The sequence below is a fragment of the Streptomyces sp. NPDC055506 genome, from assembly GCF_053643595.1.
Map to the genome: position 1 here is coordinate 51,960 of NZ_JBSHKH010000013.1, position 19,490 is coordinate 71,449.

Annotated in this window: 19 protein-coding genes; 5 read left to right on the top strand and 14 right to left on the bottom strand. The window is 71.1% G+C overall.

Annotated elements, in window-relative coordinates; genetic code table 11:
- Positions 1-5 precede the first annotated feature (5 nt).
- Complete coding sequence (locus ACWIF2_RS07970) at positions 6-1,457, bottom strand: NCS1 family nucleobase:cation symporter-1 (RefSeq protein ID WP_454359246.1); 1,452 nt, start codon at positions 1,455-1,457, stop codon at positions 6-8.
- 174 nt (positions 1,458-1,631) lie between these two features.
- Between ACWIF2_RS07970 and ACWIF2_RS07975 the strand changes: the two genes are divergently transcribed.
- A complete protein-coding gene (locus ACWIF2_RS07975; RefSeq protein WP_454359248.1) occupies positions 1,632-2,285 on the top strand; it encodes a GntR family transcriptional regulator in 654 nt (217 codons plus the stop codon).
- 7 nt (positions 2,286-2,292) lie between these two features.
- Here the strand turns inward: ACWIF2_RS07975 and ACWIF2_RS07980 are convergent, their stop codons facing one another.
- The 3 genes from ACWIF2_RS07980 to ACWIF2_RS07990 are packed head-to-tail and all read right to left on the bottom strand — an operon-like array spanning position 2,293 to position 4,987.
- Positions 2,293-2,994, bottom strand: a complete 702-nt coding sequence (locus ACWIF2_RS07980; protein WP_454359250.1) for a uracil-DNA glycosylase — start codon at positions 2,992-2,994, stop codon at positions 2,293-2,295.
- The gene (locus ACWIF2_RS07985; RefSeq protein ID WP_454359252.1) at positions 2,994-4,328 is read right to left on the bottom strand and encodes an MFS transporter; all 1,335 of its coding nucleotides are present in this window, start codon (positions 4,326-4,328) and stop codon (positions 2,994-2,996) included. Before ACWIF2_RS07985 ends, ACWIF2_RS07980 begins: the two co-directional genes overlap by 1 nt.
- 14 nt (positions 4,329-4,342) lie before the next feature.
- Complete coding sequence (locus ACWIF2_RS07990; protein WP_454359254.1) at positions 4,343-4,987, bottom strand: helix-turn-helix domain-containing protein; 645 nt, start codon at positions 4,985-4,987, stop codon at positions 4,343-4,345.
- Between the two features lie 123 nt (positions 4,988-5,110).
- Here ACWIF2_RS07990 and ACWIF2_RS07995 point away from each other — a divergent pair, with 123 nt between their 5' ends.
- Complete coding sequence (locus ACWIF2_RS07995; protein ID WP_454359256.1) at positions 5,111-5,641, top strand: RNA-binding S4 domain-containing protein; 531 nt, start codon at positions 5,111-5,113, stop codon at positions 5,639-5,641.
- Positions 5,642-5,855: 214 nt separating this feature from the next.
- On the opposite strand, the gene ACWIF2_RS08000 is transcribed toward ACWIF2_RS07995, so the two are convergent.
- The 3 genes from ACWIF2_RS08000 to ACWIF2_RS08010 all read right to left on the bottom strand — a co-directional run bounded on the left by ACWIF2_RS08000 (position 5,856) and on the right by ACWIF2_RS08010 (position 8,158).
- On the bottom strand, positions 5,856-6,323 hold the full coding sequence (locus ACWIF2_RS08000; RefSeq protein WP_454359258.1) for a DoxX family protein: 468 nt from the start codon (positions 6,321-6,323) through the stop codon (positions 5,856-5,858).
- 65 nt (positions 6,324-6,388) lie between these two features.
- The gene (locus tag ACWIF2_RS08005) at positions 6,389-7,468 is read right to left on the bottom strand and encodes a protein kinase family protein (RefSeq protein ID WP_454359259.1); all 1,080 of its coding nucleotides are present in this window, start codon (positions 7,466-7,468) and stop codon (positions 6,389-6,391) included.
- Between the two features lie 9 nt (positions 7,469-7,477).
- Positions 7,478-8,158 carry a class I SAM-dependent methyltransferase gene (locus ACWIF2_RS08010; protein WP_454359261.1) on the bottom strand — a complete coding sequence of 227 codons (681 nt, stop codon included), beginning with the start codon at positions 8,156-8,158 and terminating at the stop codon, positions 7,478-7,480.
- A 182-nt stretch (positions 8,159-8,340) separates the two neighbouring features.
- Here ACWIF2_RS08010 and ACWIF2_RS08015 point away from each other — a divergent pair, with 182 nt between their 5' ends.
- Positions 8,341-8,604 (top strand): DUF6343 family protein, encoded by a 264-nt coding sequence (locus ACWIF2_RS08015; RefSeq protein WP_454359263.1) that lies wholly within the window; start codon positions 8,341-8,343, stop codon positions 8,602-8,604.
- Between the two features lie 51 nt (positions 8,605-8,655).
- Here ACWIF2_RS08015 and ACWIF2_RS08020 read toward each other — a convergent pair whose 3' ends face one another.
- The 4 genes from ACWIF2_RS08020 to rpsA all read right to left on the bottom strand — a co-directional run bounded on the left by ACWIF2_RS08020 (position 8,656) and on the right by rpsA (position 12,459).
- The gene (locus ACWIF2_RS08020; protein WP_391105227.1) at positions 8,656-9,036 is read right to left on the bottom strand and encodes a tetratricopeptide repeat protein; all 381 of its coding nucleotides are present in this window, start codon (positions 9,034-9,036) and stop codon (positions 8,656-8,658) included.
- A 50-nt stretch (positions 9,037-9,086) separates the two neighbouring features.
- Entirely contained in the window at positions 9,087-9,725 is a 639-nt protein-coding gene (coaE, locus tag ACWIF2_RS08025; protein WP_454359265.1) for a dephospho-CoA kinase, read from the bottom strand.
- A 69-nt stretch (positions 9,726-9,794) separates the two neighbouring features.
- The gene (locus tag ACWIF2_RS08030; RefSeq protein ID WP_454359267.1) at positions 9,795-10,733 is read right to left on the bottom strand and encodes a PAC2 family protein; all 939 of its coding nucleotides are present in this window, start codon (positions 10,731-10,733) and stop codon (positions 9,795-9,797) included.
- A gap of 226 nt (positions 10,734-10,959) precedes the next feature.
- Positions 10,960-12,459: a 30S ribosomal protein S1 gene (gene rpsA, locus ACWIF2_RS08035; protein WP_454359268.1), complete on the bottom strand. Its 1,500-nt coding sequence runs from the start codon at positions 12,457-12,459 to the stop codon at positions 10,960-10,962.
- Between the two features lie 314 nt (positions 12,460-12,773).
- Here rpsA and ACWIF2_RS08040 point away from each other — a divergent pair, with 314 nt between their 5' ends.
- Both ACWIF2_RS08040 and hrpB read left to right on the top strand, forming a co-directional pair.
- Positions 12,774-13,634, top strand: a complete 861-nt coding sequence (locus tag ACWIF2_RS08040) for a class I SAM-dependent methyltransferase (protein ID WP_454359269.1) — start codon at positions 12,774-12,776, stop codon at positions 13,632-13,634.
- A gap of 4 nt (positions 13,635-13,638) precedes the next feature.
- The gene (gene hrpB / locus ACWIF2_RS08045; protein ID WP_454359270.1) at positions 13,639-16,164 is read left to right on the top strand and encodes an ATP-dependent helicase HrpB; all 2,526 of its coding nucleotides are present in this window, start codon (positions 13,639-13,641) and stop codon (positions 16,162-16,164) included.
- Here hrpB and ACWIF2_RS08050 read toward each other — a convergent pair.
- The 3 genes from ACWIF2_RS08050 to ACWIF2_RS08060 all read right to left on the bottom strand — a co-directional run bounded on the left by ACWIF2_RS08050 (position 16,154) and on the right by ACWIF2_RS08060 (position 19,202).
- Positions 16,154-17,146 carry a DUF3068 domain-containing protein gene (locus ACWIF2_RS08050; RefSeq protein WP_454359272.1) on the bottom strand — a complete coding sequence of 331 codons (993 nt, stop codon included), beginning with the start codon at positions 17,144-17,146 and terminating at the stop codon, positions 16,154-16,156. The two genes, hrpB and ACWIF2_RS08050, sit on opposite strands and share 11 nt — an antisense overlap.
- A 25-nt stretch (positions 17,147-17,171) precedes the next feature.
- Entirely contained in the window at positions 17,172-17,306 is a 135-nt protein-coding gene (locus ACWIF2_RS08055; protein ID WP_184596728.1) for an SPW_0924 family protein, read from the bottom strand.
- Positions 17,307-17,444: 138 nt separating this feature from the next.
- Positions 17,445-19,202 carry a lytic transglycosylase domain-containing protein gene (locus tag ACWIF2_RS08060; RefSeq protein ID WP_454359274.1) on the bottom strand — a complete coding sequence of 586 codons (1,758 nt, stop codon included), beginning with the start codon at positions 19,200-19,202 and terminating at the stop codon, positions 17,445-17,447.
- Between the last annotated feature and the right edge of the window lie 288 nt (positions 19,203-19,490).

The window sequence follows — 19,490 nt, forward strand, 5'->3', positions numbered from 1 at the left end:
GTCTCTCAGACCTCCGCGGTGGCGCGCTCGGGACGGCACAGGACCACGTACAGCCCGGCCGCGATCGCCGTGCCGATGAACCAGGAGTACGGCGCCACGTCGCTGAAGGTCTTCACCAGCGCGAGCACCGCCGCGACACCGGCCGCGGGCAGGAACGCCCACAGCGCCTTGGGGTTGAAGCCCTTGCGGTAGTGGTAGCGGGCACCAGGAGAGGCGTCGAACAGTTCGTCCACGTTCACCCGGCCGCGCTTGACCCAGTAGTAGTCGACCATGATCACGCCGAACAGCGGGCCGAGGAAGGCACCGAGGCCGCCGAGGAAGTAGTTCACGACGGTCGGGTTGGAGAAGAGGTTCCAGGGGGTGACGAGCAGCGCGGCGACCGTGCTGATCATGCCGCCGACCTTGAAGGTGATCTTCTGCGGCCAGACGTTGGCGAGGTCGTACGCCGGTGAGACGAAGTTGGCGACGATGTTGACGCCCATGGTGGCTATGGCGAAGGTCAGCGCGCCCAGCACCAGCACCCAGGTGTTGCCGATCTCGGCGACCAGGTAGGCCGGGTCGGTGATCTCCTTGCCGAAGACCTCGAAGGCGCCCGCGGTGACGATGACCGAGACGATCACGAAGGCCGTGGAGTTGATCGGCAGGCCCCAGAAGTTGCCGCGCTTGACGGACTTGTAGTCGGGCGCGAAGCGGGAGAAGTCGCAGAAGTTGAGCATCAGCGTGCCGTACGTGGCGAGGACCAGGCCGATCGCGCCGAACCACTGCCGCCACTGTTCGCCCCCCGAGACCGGGTGCGGGGTGGAGGTCAGCGAGATCGTCCAGCCGGCCTTGTAGAGGATCCACCCGGCCAGCGCGATCATCACGAGCCAGATCGCCGGGCCGCAGAAGTCCTGGAACTTGCGGACCGATTCCATGCCCCGGCTGATGATCGCCGCCTGCACCAGCCACAGGGCGATGAAGGAGACCCAGCCGAGTGCGTCGAGCCCCAGGAAGGAGCTGTGCGTCCACGACTCCAGGCTCGGCCAGGCCGCCAGCAGCATCACGTTGACGGCGACGGAGGCCAGGTAGGTCTGGATGCCGTACCACATGATGGCGATCACGGCCCTGATCAGCGCCGGGATGTTGGCGCCCCAGATGCCGAAGGCGATCCGGCTGACCACGGGGAAGGGGACACCGTGGCGCTGCCCGATCTTCCCCATCCAGTTCATGCCGATGTAGATGATCACGAAGCCGACGAGCAGCGACGTGAAGATCTGCCAGACGTTCATGCCGAGGAAGAGCAGTCCGGCGGCGAAGGTGTAGTTGCCGAGGTTGTGGACGTCGGACATCCACATGGCGAAGAGGTCGAAGACCTTCCAGTTGCGCTTCTTGGCGGGCGCGAGGTCTTCGTTGGTGAGCCGGGGATCGGGGACGAACGCTGGGGTGCCGGTCTCTGCGGCACGGTCGGCGAGGGACACGGGGGCCTCCACGAGCAAGGGGACGACGGAGGACTGCTCCGCAGGACGGGGGGCCACCCTGCGAGGTGTTTGGTATACCAAACTGCGCCATGGTCTCCCCGTCAACCGTCCTGACCGATGTCGCTCTTGTTAACGCTGCGTAAAAGACACCTCGCGTCGACGAAGATGGGCTGCATGACGAAGATCGAACCCCTCGGAGCGGTCCGCGAGCGCGTCACGGCCGATCTGCGCCAGGAGATCATCGCGGGCAGCCTCCGTCCCGGCGACCGCCTGGTGGAACGCGAACTGGCGGAGCGTTTCGGTGTCTCGCGCGTTCCGGTCCGGGAGGCGATCCGGGCCCTGGTCGCAGAGGGATTCGTCCACTTCGAGACACCCCGACGCACGGTAGTACGCCGCCTCACCCCGACCGACGTCAAGGAACTGTTCGAACTGCGGGAAGCCCTGGAGGTCTACGCCGCCGGACTCGCCGCGTCCCGCGCGACCCCCGAGGACCTGGCCGAGGTCCAGGAACTCCTCGACCGCGCCGCCGCCGCGACCCGGGCCGAGGACGCCGAGGTGATCACGGACGTCAACAGCCGCCTGCACGACCGCATCGTGGCGATGGCGGGCAACAGCCTGCTGACCGAGGCCCTGGAACCGGTCGCCGGCCGGCTGCGCTGGATGACCCGGCGCAACGAGGAGTGGCCCCAACTCCTCGTCGAGCACCGCGAGCTGTACGAGGCGATCGCCTCGGGCGACCCGGACCGGGCTCGCGCGCACGCGCTTACGCACGTACGGACCAACTACCGGTCGACGGTGCGGCACCTGTTCGAGGAGGAGGCTCCCTAGGGTCCGTCTAGTCGGCCGTCGGCAGCTCCGCCGCCCGCGCGGCGTTGCGCAGTACGTCGCGCAGCATCCCGGGGGTGAGGCGACCGGTGAAGGTGTTGCGCTGGCTGACGTGGAAGCAGCCGAAGAGCTCCAGGCCGTCGAGGACGTAACGGGCCCCGTGGCCGAATGCGGGGCGGGGCCGGGGCACTGACCAGCCCGCCTCGGCGAACGCCGGCAGCGCGGCCTGCCAGCCGAAGGCGCCGAGCACGACGACGGCCCGCAGCGTCGGACGCAGCAGCCCCAGTTCCCGCACGAGCCAGGGACGGCAGGTGTCCCGCTCCTCGGGGGTGGGCTTGTTGGCGGGCGGGGCGCAGTGCACGGGTGAGGTGACGCGTACGCCGTACAGCTCCAGACCGTCGTGGGCGTGCTCGGCGGTGGGCTGGGAGGCGAGGCCGACGTCGTACAGCGCCTCGTACAGGACGTCCCCCGAGCGGTCGCCGGTGAACATCCGCCCGGTGCGATTGCCGCCGTGGGCGGCGGGGGCGAGCCCGACGATCAGCAGCCGGGCGTCCGCAGGCCCGAACCCGGGCACCGGCCGGCCCCAGTACGTCCAGTCCGCGTAGGCGGCCCGCTTGGCACGGGCCACCTCCTCACGCCAGGAGACCAGCCGCGGGCAGGCCCGGCAGTCCGCGATGCGCCGGTCGAGGAGAGGAAGACCGCTGGTGTCCATCACTCCACGGTAGGGGCGGGTCGGGGAGTGGTGACCTGCGCGGCCCGCACCTCCCCGCGGCGGAGCCACAGCAGCGCCCCGGACAGCAGCAAGGCACTCGTCAGCAGCCAGGGCAGCGGGCCCGGCCGCATCACCCCGACGACCAGGCCGCTGAGCGCGCCGACCAGTTGCTGGGCAAGGGACTGGACGGACAGCGCGGTGGCGCGGCCCTCGCTGGGGACGCGTCGGTGCAGCAGGTCGTTCTCGTTCGGGGTCACGGCGCCGATGCCGACATAGAAGACGCAGAAGCCTGTGACAGCGACGGTTGTGGCGAGCAGGTGGGTGGAGGACGCGGTGACCGCGAGCAGCAGCACGCCGATCGCCCCTGTGCCGAGACAGATCAGCACGGCCCGCTCCCCGCCGCCCGCGACCCGGGCGGCGAACGGGGCGAGGTGGCTGCCGACACCGCAGCAGACGAATCCCGCGCAGGCGAGGGCCGCATAGGCCAGTGCCCCGGAGCCGCTCGCCCCGGTCAGCTCGACGGTACGGCCGGGTACCAGCAACTCGACGACGCCCAGAGCGCCTCCGGCGGCGGCCGCGCTGAGCACGACCCGGCCGACCAGCGCGTCCCGTCCGCCCAGCCGCAGCCCGTCCAGGACGGTGACCGGGACGCCGCGCAGCACGGAGCCCAGGGTGGCCCGGGGTCGCGGCGGCTCCCTCAGGACGGCCAGCACGTAGCAGACGAGCACGACCCTGAGGGCGGCTCCCAGCAGCAGGGGAACGGACAGGGGCAGCACCACCCCGGACGTCGCTTCGCTCAGCCCGGCACCGAGGCCGGTGCCCGTGCCGAGCAGCCAAGGCAGGGCCCCGCCGAGCAGCAGGCCGACGGCGAGCGCGGCGGAGGTCGCGGTGCCGCCCCGGGCCAGTCCCGTCCGCAGCTCGGCGTCGGGTCCCGCACTCGCCTGGACGGTGTCGACGTACCAGGCCTCGGCGGTACCGCTGGACAGCGCGCGGGACACCCCCATGAGGACCATGCCGGCGGCGAGCACCCAGACGGTGGTGCCGAGGCCGACCAGACCGCAGGCGATCATGTTGAGCGCACCGGCCGTGACCAGGACCGGCCGCCGCCCGAGGACGTCGGAGAGACCGCCCGTGGGCAGCTCCAGCGCGGCCACGGTCAGTGAGTGGGCGGCGAAGAGCCCCGCGATGGTGGCCAGGGACATACCGCGCTCGCCGAGCAGCAGGACCATCGAGGCGAGGGCGAGGCCCGGTGGCAGCCATAAGAGGACGCAGACGGTGACGTATCGGCGGCGAACGGCCCGTATACCGGGCGCCTCGTCCGCACGGTGCCTCACGTCCGTGCGGTACGTCATGAGATGCCCTGGTGGCCGGTGCCGTCGTGGTCGCCGTCCTGGTCGCCGTCCTCGCGGTCGCGCGGGGCGAGCGGCAGGCCTGCGGTGAGGAGCACCACTCGTTCGGCGCGCGGGTCGTCCGCGTCCCGGGCCATCAGCTCCTCCAGCTTCCCGGCGATCGTGTCCCAGAGCTCGGTGAGCGACCCGGCCGTCAGCCGGAGCATGAGGTCGCTGATCCCGGACGGCTCCACCCACTCCTGGTCGAGCCGCCCGGCGGCCATGTCCGCGTCATGCCGGGCGAGGGACGACTCCAGGTGCTCCAGCTGCCGTCGCCGCGCCAGGCTGACGAACGCCCGGCCCTCCTCGGAGGACTCCATCGCCTCGTTGCTCCAGGACGTGACCGTGTGCAGCGCCCGCCAGCGCCGCTCCCGTCCGTCACGATGCTCGGCCTCGGCGATGAAGGCGTACTTCGCCAGCACCCGCAGGTGATAGCTGGCCGACGCCGATGACTCCCCCGTCCGCGCGGCGAGCTCACTGGCCGTGGCGGGCCCGTCCTGCCGCAGCAGCCCCAGCAGGCGAATGCGCAGGGGGTGGGTGAGGGCTTTCAGGGCGGCGGTGTCGTGCTCGGGGTCGAGTACGCGTTTGTGCTCGTCGCTGTCCATGCCGGGGAGGGTAGGCCGCTGCGGACATTCAGCAAAAGACATTTTGCAAAACTTGTTTTGTAGATGCGGTCGGAGGCCGATTCCTCGCTCGATCGGACCACACGGAGGGCTAAGGTCGGGGACATGGCTTCACAAGGTGCGGCGAACGGCTCCGGCGACGGAGAGGCGAAGGCCCTCGACCCCAAGGTCGCCGAGGCGATCGCCGCCGCCGACGCGGCCGGGCCGCAGAGCGGCGAGACCGTCCGCGTCGACAGCTGGATCTGGTCCGTACGTCTCGTCAAGACCCGTTCCATGGGAGCCACTGCCTGCCGCGGCGGGCACGTCCGCGTCAACGGTGACCGCGTGAAACCCGCACACGCCGTGCGCGTCGGCGACGAGGTACGCCTGCGGCACGAGGGCCGGGAGCGAGTGGTCGTCGTCACGCGGCTGATCCGCAAGCGGGTCGGCGCCCCCGTGGCCGCCCAGTGCTTCATCGACAACTCCCCGCCGCCCCCGCCCCGCGAGGCCGTCGCCCCGGCCGGCATCCGCGACCGCGGCGCGGGCCGCCCGACGAAGCGGGACCGCCGCGAAATGGAACGCCTGCGCGGACTGCCGGGCCCCGGCGACGGTCCTGGCAGCGACACCGGCAAGGACCTCGGTAAACCGACGCCGTGAGCAGACCGTCACGACGGACCGTCACGACGGACAGGACTCGAGGAACACGGCCCCAGTCGACCCGGCTCCGACAACCCGACTCCCCCTGAACCAAGCCCCGAAGGTCCGCTCCCGCCGGACACGACAAGCCAGGGCGCACGACAGCGACGCCCGGGACGGTCCCCTCGGCCCTCCCGGACGCCGCCGACGTCGCACTCGACCCGGTGTCACCCGGTCACGCCCGTCGCCGCAGCAGTCGCATCAGATCCGCGTTGTGCCCCCGCCGCGCCCAGGCGATGAGGGCGAGCGGCACGATCAGGATGAGCGGCGTCGCCGCGTACTGCCCGTCGAACACGGCCATCTGCACGACGAACGCGCCCACCATCAACGCGCTCAGCGCCACCGCCGCCACCGACTGGAGCACGGGGATCAACAGGGCGACCGCTCCGGCCAGTTCGAGCACCCCGATGGTGTACATCCCCGCGCTGCCCCAGCCGAGCTTCTCGAAGGACTCGGCGGCAGACGGGTGCGCGATCAGCTTGGGCAGGGCGCTCGGGATCGCGTAGAAGAGGGCGAGCAGCACCTGAAGTCCGCGCAGGGCGATCCGGGCACGCCGCCCGCGAGCGGTCGGGGACTCGGCGACGACGACGCCGGCGGGGGCGGAGGCGGGAGCGGTGGTGACGGGAGCGGTGGTCTCGGACATGAAGGTCTCCTGTGGAAGCGGTCCGTGGTGGTGTCGAAGAGGTAGACCGCCGCTCGTCCTCGAACTCATCGCCGCCCAGCGGAATTTCCGCAGAGCCGCCGGAGTCTCTCCCCCGGGTAGGGCGTCGTCCTGCTCACCCCCTGGACTCGACGGTAGAAGTCCGTCATTACCGCGGCGACCGGGGCGTTGCGGCTGAGGATCGCCGCCGTCCCTGGTGGCGCGCCGGTGGGCTGTCGTCCTTCGGCCCATGCCTGCATCAGTGCCCCACGTTCCTCCCAGTCGCCCCCGTACAGGGCGGTGATCAGCCAGTTCACCAGGAAACTGGCGGTGTAGCAGCGGTCGTAGGTGCTGTGCCGGTCGTAGAAGCCGGCCTCGGCGGGCGAGAGGTCGAAGCGGGTGGACAGGGCGAGGCCGTAGTCGGCGAAGTACAGACGCCGGCCGTCGGTCAGGATGTTCTCGAAGTGGGCGTCGAAGTGGAGCAGCCCGCGGCTGTTCATGAAGGCCGTGCCGGCCCGCAGCTCCTTCTCCACCAGGGAACACGCCCGGTCGAGCACCTCGCCGCCGGCTCGCACCTGAGTCGTCAGCCATGCGTGGAGCGTCTGGGGGACGTATTCGAGGAACAGTGCGACACTCGCCGAGGAGTCTCGCAGGGCCTCGATACGCCGCCGTACTTCAGCGCTGCCTCCCCAGTAGTCCACGGCCTTGTCCACATCGGCGAGTTCCTCCGGCAGGCCGGGCGCCTCGTCCGGCAGGACGCGCCAGTGGTACATCAGGGGAAAGCCCTGGAACTGCCCGGAGAGCACCCAGTTCGTGGTCATGGTGTGGACGGCGACCTCCCGCCACGCCCCGAACCCGGGCCCGCCGACGCCGTACTGGCAGACCATCGGCAGCCCGAACACATTGGCCGTGGACCGGACACGCTCCGGCCGCCGCTCCAGGTCCGTCAGGGGCACCCGCTTCACGAAGACCGGCGTGCCGGACACCTCCAGCCGGGCCGACTTCCCTCCGATGCCGGTGCCCAGCGGCACGGCCGCGTCCACCAGCTCGCGCAGTTCGGCGTCCCCGCGCAGTGCCAGGGACGTCGCGATGGTGTCGTAGCCGATCAGACGTCCGGCCGCCTCCGCCCCGGTCGCCCTCTCACGCACCCCCGGCCCCTAAGCCGCCCGCACCGCCCTCACCCATGTCCCATCGTCCGTCAGATACCGGTCCGCCTTCAGGCCCATCTCCTCCAGCGCCTCCTCGAACTGCTCCCTGGTCAGCGGTCGTGCGCGGAACGTCTGTGTCCAGACCGCGTCCGGGAACTCGTACTCCGCGCGCACCGAGTTGACCCCGTCGCCGACCGGCTTGGCCGACACGATCCGCACGGTGAAGCCGCTGGGGTCCACGCGCTCGCGCGGCAGATTCGTGTGGTAGTCCGCGCCCTCCCGCTGGATCAGCACGCAGCCGCCCTCCGCGACATGGCGCACACAGGTGCGCAGTATGCCCCGCCGCACCTCCACGTCCCCCGCGTGCACGAGGAACGACGCGAGCAGCACCACATCGAAGGTCTCGCCCAGATCCAGGTCCTCGATGGGGCTGCATATCGTCCGCGCCCCGCGCACGCGCTCCAGCATCTCGGCGGACTCGTCGACCGCCGTCACCGTGAACCCGCGCTCCAGCAGTCCATGGGTCATGCGCCCGACCCCGCTGCCCAGCTCCAGGACGCGCGCCTCCTTGGGCACCGCCGCGGCGATGATGTCCGGCTCGTCCCCCACGGGCAGTCGCGAGTAGAGCTCCACCGCGCAGCCGTCCGGGGTGATGGCCCCGGGTCCCGTCCCCTCGTACCCCTCACGCATTTTCATCTCCATGCCGGTCCAACGGGCCCAACCCGCACGCCAGTTCCTCTCCCGGCCGCCTTCACCCGACCGAGTGAACGCTGTCCCGCACGGGGCCCGGCCCCGGCTCGCGCGGGCAGCGGCTTTCCTGGTGGTCCGCATCCGCGGCGGAGAGTACGTTGCAAGCAGGAGTGGAGATCGCGATGCGTACAGGCAGTGAACCGGCGACCGCGCGCAGTGCCCTGCGGGCGCGCTTCTGGCTGAGTGTGTGGGGGCTGGTCTGGGCGCTCTTCGGGACGGTCGCCTTCACGCTCGCCGGGCGGCCCGGCTGGGCCATCGCCTGCGGTGTGCTGCTGCTGGTCGTCACGATCGACCTGGCCGTCGTCCTCAGGCGCATCCGCCAGGGCCCGCACTGGCAGCCGGGCCCCGACATCCCGCCCTACCGGCCGCCCGAGGACCACCCCTGAGGCAGACGAGGCAGACGCGACAGACGAGACGAGACAGACCGGAACGGCCGCTCACGAGTCGAAGCGCGCGGCCTTCTGGAACTGCGGGTTCGGGTCCAGCGCGGCCGCCAGACGGAAATGGCGTTTCGCCTGCTCGGGGCGGTTCTGCCGCTCATACGTGCGGGCGAGCGCGAAGTGCGCGAACGCGTTGTCCGGCTCGCGCTCCAGGACGATCGAGAACTCGAGCTCGGCCGGCCGCAACTGCGCCGCCGCGAAGAAGGCACGGGCGCGCAGCAGCCGCGCGGCGGTGTTCTCCGGGTGCGCTGCGATGACTCCGTCGAGCAGCTTCACCGCGCCCCGCGGATCCCGCGCGGCGAGCAGTTGCTCGGCGGCGCGGAAGTCGATGACGTGCGTCTCCGGGGTACGTCCGGTGGAACCGCTGGTCTCGGGCACGGCAGAGTCCTTCCCTCACTGGAAAGGTTCAACGCCCCTTCGGGGTGACCCTATTCCTGAGGGGCGGGCCGGCCCTGAGGGTCCGGCCGGGACGCGTGGGACCTGCGCGCCAGCTCGGCCCACACGTCCTTCACGCGACGCTCCAGCTCCTCCAGCGGGACGTCGTTGTCGACGACGACGTCCGCGATCTCCCGGCGCTGCTCGCGCGTCGCCTGGGCGGCCATCCGCGCGCGTGCGTCTTCCTCGGTCATGCCGCGCAGCCGTACGAGCCGGTCGAGTTGGGTCTCGGGGGCCGCGTCGACGACGATGACGAGGTCGTACAGCGGTGCGAGGCCGTTCTCGGTGAGGAGCGGGACGTCGTGGACGACGACCGCGTCCTCGGCGGCGGCGTCCTCCAGCTCGCGGGAGCGGGCGCCGACCAGTGGGTGCACGATCGAGTTGAGGGTGGCGAGCTTCGCCGGGTCGGCGAAGACGATGGAGCCCAGCTTGGGGCGGTCCAGGCTGCCGTCGGGGGCGAGCACCTGCTCGCCGAAGGCCTCCACGACTGCGGCGAGACCCGGCGTCCCCGGCGCGACGACCTCCCGCGCGATGCGGTCCGCGTCGATCAGCACGGCCCCGCATGCGACGAGCAGCCGTGACACCTCACTCTTGCCGGCACCGATGCCGCCGGTCAGGCCCACCTTCAGCATGACCCACAGCTTAGGTCCTGCCACTGACAGCACATCGGGCAGGACCGGCTCACGCCGCCGGCCGTCCGGTCAGGTGTCGCCCTCTCGCTCCGCCAGGAAGCGTTCGAATTCCTTGCCGATCTCGTCGGCCGACGGGATGTCCACCGGCTCGGCGAGCATGTTGCCGCGGGTCTCGGCGCCCGCGACGGCGTCGTACTGGTGCTCGAGGCCCTCGATGAGGGCGGTGAGGTCGTCGTCGCCTTCGCGGATCTGCCGGTCGATCTCCGTCTGGGTGCGGTGGGCGTCGGAGCGCAGGGCGTGGGCGATACCGGGCAGCACCAGTCCGGTCGCCGCCGTGATGGCCTCCAGGACCGTCAGGGCCGCGTCCGGGTACGGGGAGCGGGCGATGTAGTGCGGGACATGGGCGGCGACGCCGAGGACGTCGTGCCCGGCCTGGAGCAGGCGGTATTCGATGAGGGACTCGGCACTGCCGGGCACCTGCGCCTCCTCGAACGGGCTGCGGTGGCCCGGAACCAGGTCGGTGCGGTTGCCGTGCGGGGTGAGACCGACGGGCCGGGTGTGCGGGACGCCCATGGGGATGCCGTGGAAGTTCACGGACAGGCGGACGCCGAGCCGCTCCACGATCTGCTTCACGGCCGCGGCGAACCGCTCCCACTCCACGTCCGGCTCCGGGCCGGACAGCAGCAGGAACGGCGCCCCGGTGGCGTCCTGAACGAGCCGCACCTCGATGGCGGGGTCCTCGTAGTCGCTCCAGCGGTCGCGCTTGAACGTCAGCAGCGGGCGGCGGGCCCGGTAGTCCACGAGCCGGTCGTGGTCGAAGCGGGCGACGACCTGGTGGGGCAGTGAGTCGAGCAGCCGGTCGACGATCTGGTCGCCCGCCTCCCCCGCGTCGATGTATCCGTCGAAGTGGTAGAGCATGACAAGACCGGCCGACTCCTGGGCGAGCGCCATGTCGACGACGGCCAGCCCCTTCGGCTCCCATGCGTACAAACCCTGCGGATCAAGCACAGTGACCGCTCCTCCTCGTGTTCATACTCCACAACGCCCTTACAGGGGCGGGCATTCCCGAGGAGGGGACTTTTGATCTTGTCAGACGGGACAAGCCCTGAAGGGGCACGGGGAACTGCGCGACAAGCCCCCACCGGCCGGCAGCCGAACGACGGCCCCGACGCACCGAGGGCCCGCACCTCGAAAGGTGCGGGCCCTCAGTCAGGAGCTACAGCTCAGTGGGCGTTCAGCTCTGCCCACCGGCCAGCTTCTCGCGCAGCGCGGCAAGCGCCTCGTCCGAAGCCAGCGCACCGGAGTTGTCCGGGCCCTCGGAGGAGTACGAACCGCCACCGCTCGCGGCCGGAGCCGCACCCGCGGTGTCGCCGCCCTCGGCCGCGGCAGCGGCGTCGGCCTCGCGGGACTTGATGACCTGGGCCTGGTGCTGCTCGAAGCGCTGCTGCGCCTCGGCGTACTGGCCCTCCCACGCCTCGCGCTGGGTCTCGTAGCCCTCGAGCCAGTCGTTGGTCTCGGGGTCGAAGCCCTCGGGGTAGATGTAGTTGCCCTGGTCGTCGTAGGACGCGGCCATGCCGTACAGGGTCGGGTCGAACTCGACCGTGGCCGGGTCGGCACCGAAGGCCTCGTTGGCCTGCTTCAGCGAGAGGCTGATGCGGCGACGCTCGAGGTCGATGTCGATGACCTTGACGAAGATCTCGTCGTTGACCTGGACGACCTGCTCCGGGATCTCCACGTGGCGCTCGGCCAGCTCGGAGATGTGGACCAGACCCTCGATGCCCTCGTCCACGCGGACGAACGCACCGAACGGAACCAGCTTCGTGACCTTGCCGGGCACGACCTGGCCGATCTGGTGGGTGCGGGCGAACTGCTGCCACGGGTCTTCCTGGGTCGCCTTCAGCGACAGGGAGACACGCTCGCGGTCCATGTCGACGTCGAGAACCTCGACGGTGACCTCCTGGCCGACCTCGACAACCTCGGAGGGGTGGTCGATGTGCTTCCAGGACAGCTCGGAGACGTGGACCAGACCGTCGACGCCACCCAGGTCCACGAAGGCACCGAAGTTGACGATCGAGGAGACGACGCCGGAACGGACCTGACCCTTCTGGAGGGTCGTGAGGAACGTCTGGCGGACCTCGGACTGGGTCTGCTCCAGCCAGGCACGGCGGGACAGGACCACGTTGTTGCGGTTCTTGTCCAGCTCGATGATCTTGGCCTCGAGCTCCTTGCCCACGTAGGGCTGGAGGTCGCGGACGCGGCGCATCTCGACGAGGGAGGCCGGGAGGAAGCCACGGAGGCCGATGTCGAGGATGAGACCACCCTTGACGACCTCGATGACGGTACCGGTGACGATCCCGTCCTCTTCCTTGATCTTCTCGATGGTGCCCCAGGCACGCTCGTACTGGGCGCGCTTCTTCGAGAGGATCAGGCGGCCTTCCTTGTCCTCCTTCTGGAGAACAAGGGCTTCGATCTCGTCACCGACGGCGACGACCTCGTTCGGGTCGACGTCGTGCTTGATCGAGAGCTCGCGGCTCGGGATAACGCCTTCGGTCTTGTAACCGATGTCGAGCAGGACCTCGTCCCGGTCGACCTTCACGATGACGCCGTCGACGATGTCGCCGTCGTTGAAGTACTTGATCGTCTCGTCGATCGCGGCGAGGAAGGCTTCCTCGTTACCGATGTCGTTGACCGCAACCTGCGGGGTCGTTGCGGTGGTCTCGGTGCTGCTCGTCATGTGGGAAAGGGCTCCGGTACGGACATTGAAGTCGTAGGTACTGCTACGCCGGAGCCCGTTTCGCTCTGCAGAAGCCGGACAGCCTAGGAAGCGCCACACCGAACAACCGGTGGCGCCTCGACAACCGAGGGGACATACATACAGATGCGAGCGCAGCCTGCTACGTCTGAGGTGCGCAGGCCCGCAGCGCAACTTGTAGCATACGGGGGCAGCCGGGCAGGGTCAATGCGCGAAGCCGCCCACCCGGGGCGGATCGCCGCATAACCGGCACAAGTTCAGTCTTCCGAGGCCACGCGGGCCGTACGGGACCTCTCGTGAAGCCACCGGAGCGGACTGGACGGAAGAGTACGACGAGGGAGCCGATCATCCAAGAGCCCGAAGCGTCCGAACCCGAGGCGACCCGGCGTGCCGCCGGGGTCACGGAGAGCTCCCGCGCCAATCGTGGCTGGTGGGACCGTAACGCGGACGAGTACCAGGTCGAGCACGGCACGTTCCTCGGCGACGACAGGTTCGTGTGGGGGCCCGAGGGCCTCGACGAGGTGGAGGCCGAGCTGCTCGGCCCGCCGGAGGAGCTGAAGGGCAAGGACGTCCTGGAGATCGGCGCGGGCGCGGCGCAGTGCGCGCGCTGGCTGGCCGGCCAGGGTGCCCGGCCGGTCGCCCTGGACATCTCGCACCGGCAGTTGCAGCACGCGCTGCGCATCGGCGGACCGTTCCCCCTGGTGTGCGCCGACGCCGGTGCGCTGCCCTTCGCGGACGGCTCGTTCGACCTGGTCTGCTCGGCGTACGGGGCGCTGCCCTTCGTCGCCGACCCGCGTCTGGTCCTGCGGGAGGTGCGCCGGGTGCTGCGGCCCGGGGGCCGTCTCGTCTTCTCGGTGACGCATCCGATCCGTTGGGCCTTCCCGGACGAGCCGGGGCCGGAGGGGCTCTCGGTGTCAGGTTCGTATTTCGACCGCACGCCCTATGTGGAGCAGGACGAGGAGGGCCGCGCGGTCTACGTCGAGCACCACCGGACGCTCGGCGACCGGGTCCGGGACGTCGCGGCGTCCGGCTTCCGCCTGGTGGATCTGGTGGAGCCGGAGTGGCCGGCCTGGAACACGTCCGAATGGGGCGGGTGGTCGCCGCTGCGCGGGAATCTGATCCCGGGGACGGCGATCTTCGTGTGCGCACGAGACTGAGTGCGTGATCCGTTACGACGCTCTGGACGCCCTGCCGGTACGTGGTGCGCTGCCCGGCCTGAACGACGCCCTGGAGGACCACGGCACCGCCGTCCTCGTGGCGCCGCCCGGCACCGGCAAGACGACCTTGGTGCCACTGGCACTGGCGGGGCTGCTCGGCCAGGGCCCTGAGCGGCGGGTGGTCGTGGCAGAGCCGCGGCGGATCGCGGCCCGGGCTGCGGCGCGGCGGATGGCGTGGCTGCTGGGCGAGAAGCCCGGCGGGAGCGTCGGCTACACCGTGCGCGGGGAGCGGGTCGTCGGGCGGCACACGCGCGTGGAGGTCGTCACGACCGGTGTGCTGGTCCAGCGATTGCAGCGGGACCAGGAGCTGAGCGATGTCGACGTGGTGGTGCTCGACGAGTGCCACGAGCGGCACCTGGACGCCGACACGGCGGCTGCGTTCCTGTGGGACGTGCGGCAGACGCTCCGGCCCGAGCTGCGGCTGGTGGCCGCCTCGGCGACGACCGACGCGCAGGGGTGGGCCGCGCTGCTGGGCGACGCGCCGGTGGTGGAGGCCCAGGGGGCGGCACATCCGGTGGAGGTGGTGTGGACGCCGCCGGTGCGGCCTGTACGGCCGCCGCACGGGATGCGTGTCGATCCGGCGCTGCTGACGCATGTGGCGTCGGTGGTGCGGCGGGCCCTGGCCGAGCGGGACGGGGACGTGCTGTGTTTTCTGCCGGGCGTGGGCGAGATCGCCCGGGTGGCCGGGCAGCTCGGGGGCCTTGGGGACATCGATGTGCTGCAGGTGCACGGGCGGGCCCCGGCCGCCGTGCAGGACGCGGTGCTCGCGCCGGGTGAACGGCGGCGGGTCGTGCTGGCCACGTCCGTGGCGGAGTCGTCGTTGACGGTGCCGGGTGTGCGGGTCGTCGTGGACTCGGGGCTGGCGCGTGAGCCGCGGGTCGACCACGCGCGCGGGTTGAGCGCGCTGACGACGGTACGGGCGTCGCAGGCGGCCGGGCGGCAGCGGGCGGGGCGGGCCGGGCGTGAGGCGCCGGGGGCGGTGTACCGCTGCTGGGCGGAGGCCGAGGACGCGCGGCTGCCGCGTTTTCCGTCTCCGGAGATCAAGGTGGCCGACCTGACGGCGTTCGCGCTTCAGGTGGCGTGCTGGGGGGATCCTGACGCTTCGGGGCTGGCGTTGCTCGATGCGCCGCCCTCCGGGGGTATGGCGGCGGCGCGGGAGGTGCTAGGCGTTGTCGGGGCCGTCGACTCCGTCGGGCGGGCGACTGAGCGGGGAGTCGCCCTGTCTCGGCTGGGGCTGCATCCGCGGCTGGGGCGGGCGTTGCTCGACTCCGTGCCGTTCGTGGGGGTCGACCGGGCCTCGGAGGTGGTCGCCTTGCTGAGTGAGGAGGTGCCCCGGGAGTACGGCGATGATCTGGCGGGTGCGTTGCGTCGTGCCCGGCGTGAGGGTGACGCCTATGCCACGCGGTGGCGTCGCGAGGTTCGGCGGCTGCGGGCCGTCGTCACCGGTGTTTCCCACCCACCCACCCGTGCAGAGGCCGAGGCCTGGGCTGGTGTCTCTGAGGACCGGCAGGTCGGGCTCGTTGCCGCTCTCGCCTATCCCGAGCGCGTTGCCAGGGTCGACGGTGGGTCGTGTCTCATGGTGTCCGGGACCCGGGCCGAGGTCGGGGAGGGCAGCGGGCTGCGAGGGGCCGGGTGGGTCGCCGTCGCCGTGGCTGACCGGCCCGTCGGCAAGGGGCACGCGCGTGTGCAGTCGGGCGCCGTGGCCGATGAGGGGATCGCCCGGCTCGCCGCGGGGGCGCTGCTGGAGGAGCGGGACGAGGTGTGCTGGGACGGCGGGGACGTCGTGGCGCGGCGGGTGGAGCGGCTGGGGGCCGTGGAGCTGACGGTGCGGTCGCTGAAGGACGCCGATCCCGGGCTCGTACGCGGTGCGCTGCTGGACGGGCTGCGGCGGGAAGGGCTCGGGCTGCTGCGGTGGTCGGCGGATGCCGGTGTCCTGCGGCAGCGGCTCGCCTTTCTGCGGCTGCGCCTCGGTGATCCCTGGCCCGATGTCGCCGACGACGCTCTCCACGCGCGCGTGGCGGAGTGGCTGGAGCCGGAGCTGAGCCGGGCGCGGCGGCGGGCCGATCTGGCGCGGATCGATGCCGGGCAGGCGCTCGCCCGGCTGCTGCCCTGGGCCTCCGGGGAGGCCGGGCGGCTCGACGAGCTGGCCCCGGAGCGGATGGCCGTGCCGAGCGGGTCGAAGATCCGCATCGACTACAGCCGGCCCGAGCAGCCCGTGCTCGCGGTGAAGTTGCAGGAGATGTTCGGGCTGCAGGAGTCGCCCCGGGTCGCCGGGGTGCCGCTGCTCGTGCATCTGCTGTCCCCGGCCGGGCGGCCGGCCGCCGTCACCGCCGACCTCGCCTCGTTCTGGCGGGACGGCTACAAGGGCGTACGGGCGGAGCTGCGCGGGCGGTATCCGAAGCATCCGTGGCCCGAGGACCCGGCGGGTGCCGAGCCGACCCGGTACACCAGCGCCCGGCTCAGGCGCTGACCTGTGACGGCTCCTCCGCCGCTGCCGGGGCCGGGCCGGAGGGGCGGCGGCCGCGGGCCTCCAGGTACAGCGCGAGGGCCAGCAGGAGGACGCCGAGGGTGAGCGAGCCCCACGGCAGGTAGGACGTCATCAGCAGGACGAGCAGGCGCTGGGACTTCACCAGGTCGACGGTGTGCGTGATGTAGTCCTCGCGCATCTTCACGTGGCCGGCGAACGCGGTGACCTTGTCGCGGTCGCCGAGGAGGGCGCCGCCGCGCAGCTCCTCCTTGTGGATCTCCTCGCCGTAGACCGGGGCGCCGGTGAGGGGTTCGACCCAGAACTTGCGGACCGTGGTGTACCAGCGGGTCGTGCCGGTCTGGGCTACCGATTCGGGGGTGAGCCCCTTCACGGGCAGCGTCTTCGGGATCTTCACCTTGGTCCAGGGGATGGTCTGCTCGAAGTAGTAGACCTCCAGGCCGCGGAAGTTCCGGGTGTCCTGGTAGTGGATGGGGGCGGTGACGCGGGCCTGGGCGTCGAAGTACTGGTAGGCCCGTTTCTCCGTGAGGAACGGCCATTTGAACTCGATGCCCTCGCGGCGCACCGGGTCGCCGTCGACGGACTCGCCGGTGGCGTGGACGGGCTCCTGGGTGTGGGCGTCGAAGATGTAGCGCTCGGGGATCTTGGACACCATCTCGCCGTCGGGACCCACGACGTAGGACAGGCCGTCCCAGACGACGACGTCCCGGCCCGCCGACTCCTCGATCCTCTCGGAGGCCTCCACGTTGCCCTTGAGGGTCTGCACGATGGTGACCTTGGGGACCTTCTTGGCCCGCATGGTGCCGTAGTCGAGGAGGGTGGCGTCGCGAGCCTCCAGGACCATCTCCTGGTACTGGTTCGCGGGGACCTTGGCCAGGCGCGGGAAGGCGTACCAGCGCAGCAGCGGGGACAGTGCCGCGAAGAACACGGCGAGGGCGAGCAGGATCAGAGCGGCCTTGCGGCGCATCTGGGCCTCCGTCCCGGGCGGGCGGTCAGGGGTGTGCGGGCACCGTCGTCAGCAGCGGCTTCGGGGACGTCCCGCCCGAGGGGGAGCCGAGGGCGGTCAGCGTCAGGACCACGGCGAACGCGACGGCGAGACCGGTGGCGGCGGCGACGAGAGTGCGCATACGGGGGCCTCCCCACCGTCGAGCTGATACACCGTCAGGTTTCTCGGCACCGTAGCAACGCGCGGCGGAGATGAGAACACGTTGCACACACAACGACGCCCCTCCTTGAGGAGGGGCGTCGTCCGTACTACTTGAGAGCTACGCGCTGGGACTCGCCGAAGGGCTCGTGGACGGGCTCGGCGAGGACGTCTCGGCCGCCGCCACGGTCAGTTCGACGGTGAGTGTCGCTCCGCCCGCGGTGTTGATGCGGAGCAGGAACGTGCCGGTGGTGTCGTCCGCGTAGAGCTTCGGCAGCTTCAGCAGGCCCTTCGCGTCCGTCTTCAGGGCCTTCAGGGTGCGGACGGCCTTGCCGTCGGCGTCCTTGAAGTAGGGGCCCTTGTCGGCGGCGGTCGGATCGTCCGCCGACTTGATCAGTGTGGCGGTGGCCGCGACGCCGTCGGCGACGGCCCCCTTGTACGTGGCCTTCACCTCGACTCGGTCGGCGAACTCGCCGCCGGGGATGCAGGTCAGTGCGGCGTCACCGGTGCGGGCGAGGGCGTCGGCGGCGCGTTCGGTGACGGTGGCGGTGTAGTCGAGGCCGGCGACCGTGCGTCCCACGACGGTGGCGCGGACGGTGACCTTGCCCGTCTTTTCCCCCGCCTGGAGAGCGGGAGCGACGGCGACGCCAGAGCTGTTGGTGGCGACCGTGGCCACACTCTCGCCGCCGGTGAAGGTGGTGTCCGTGTCGCCGATGATCGTGAAGCGGACCCTGACCTTGCCGACGGCCTTGCCGGCCTTCGTCTCGGCGCGGGTGCTGATCCGCTTGGTGAACGCGTCGCCGGCCATGGCGGTGAGCTTCGCCGTGCCCGCGTCCTCCAGGTGGTCCACCGTGTCGGTGTTCGTGGGAGGCGTCGAGGGGGGCGGGGTGGGGGTGCCGCCGGGGTCGGTGGGCGGCTTCGGGGTCGTCGAGCCGCCGCCGGGGCTCTCCGGCTTGGGGCTGGGCTTGGGCTTCGAACCGCCCGGAGACGGCGTGTTCGGTGTGTTCGGCGTGGCCGGCGAGGAGGGCGAAGTGCTAGCCCCGGCACCGTCGTCGCTGCGGTTGTCGGGCAGCGTGCCGGTGCCGTCGGGGATCTCGTGCGTGCCCTTGCGGTAGTACTCCACCCAGCGCATGACCAGGTTCAGGTACTCCCGCGAGTTGTTGTAGCTGAGGATCGCCCGGTCGAGGTCGTTCTGGTCGGACAGGTCCCAGTTGTTGCGGCACAGGTAATCGCCCGCGGCGAGTGCCGCGTCGTAGATGTTGTTGGGGTCCTTCTTGCCGTCGTCGTTGCCGTCGCGGCCCGCCCACGCCCAGGTGGACGGGATGAACTGCATGGGGCCGACGGCCTGGTCGTAGGAGCTGTTGCCGTCGTAGGCGCCGTCGTCGGTGTCCCTGATGAGGGCGAAGCCGTTGCCGTCGAGCTGCGGGCCGAGGATGGGCGAGAGGGTCGTGCCGTCGGCGGCGACGCGGCCGCCGCGGGCCTGGCCCGACTCCACCTTGCCGATGGCGGCGAGGAGTTGCCAGGGCAGGTTGCAGCCCGGCTTGGCCTCGTTCAGCGCGGTCTCGGCCTTCTTGTAGGCGTCGAGGACGGTCGCGGGGATGCCCGCCTCGGTGGCGCCGGGGGCCGCGGGGCCGGTTCCGGTGCTCGGGGACGGGTTCGGGCTCTTGAGCGGCGGCAGGTCCGTGTAGTACGGCGAGTTGCCGGTGGCGCTGCCCTCGGAGGCACTCGCGTCGGGTGAGGGCGTGGCGTCCGCCGCGGTCTGTCTGCCGTGGTCGTTCACGCCCGGAGCCTGGGAGGCGGACAGCGCCGCGACCGCTACCGCGGCCACGGCGGTGGTTGCCGCCCCCTTGCGCAGCCTCCTGCCGAATTGCGCCGCCATAGAGTGAACCCCTCCCGTGGACGCACCGGCGTCCGTCTCTGCCTGTCGCGCGCTTCTGTTGCGTTCGCGCACTTCTGTTGCGTTCGCTCTGTTGTGACGATCGACCGGCCCGAGTGGTTGCCCTCCGACTGGCATGTCTCTCGCCACGGCACGGTGACCCTGGCGACCCTACGGCAACTTGCTTTGCTCGGGCACCCGTTCGTGCCCGATATTCACCGGTTGGTCATGCGGCGAGCGTGGCGGGCGGCAAGTGTTCGGCATCCCGCATACTGGGCGGTCCGATCGTCT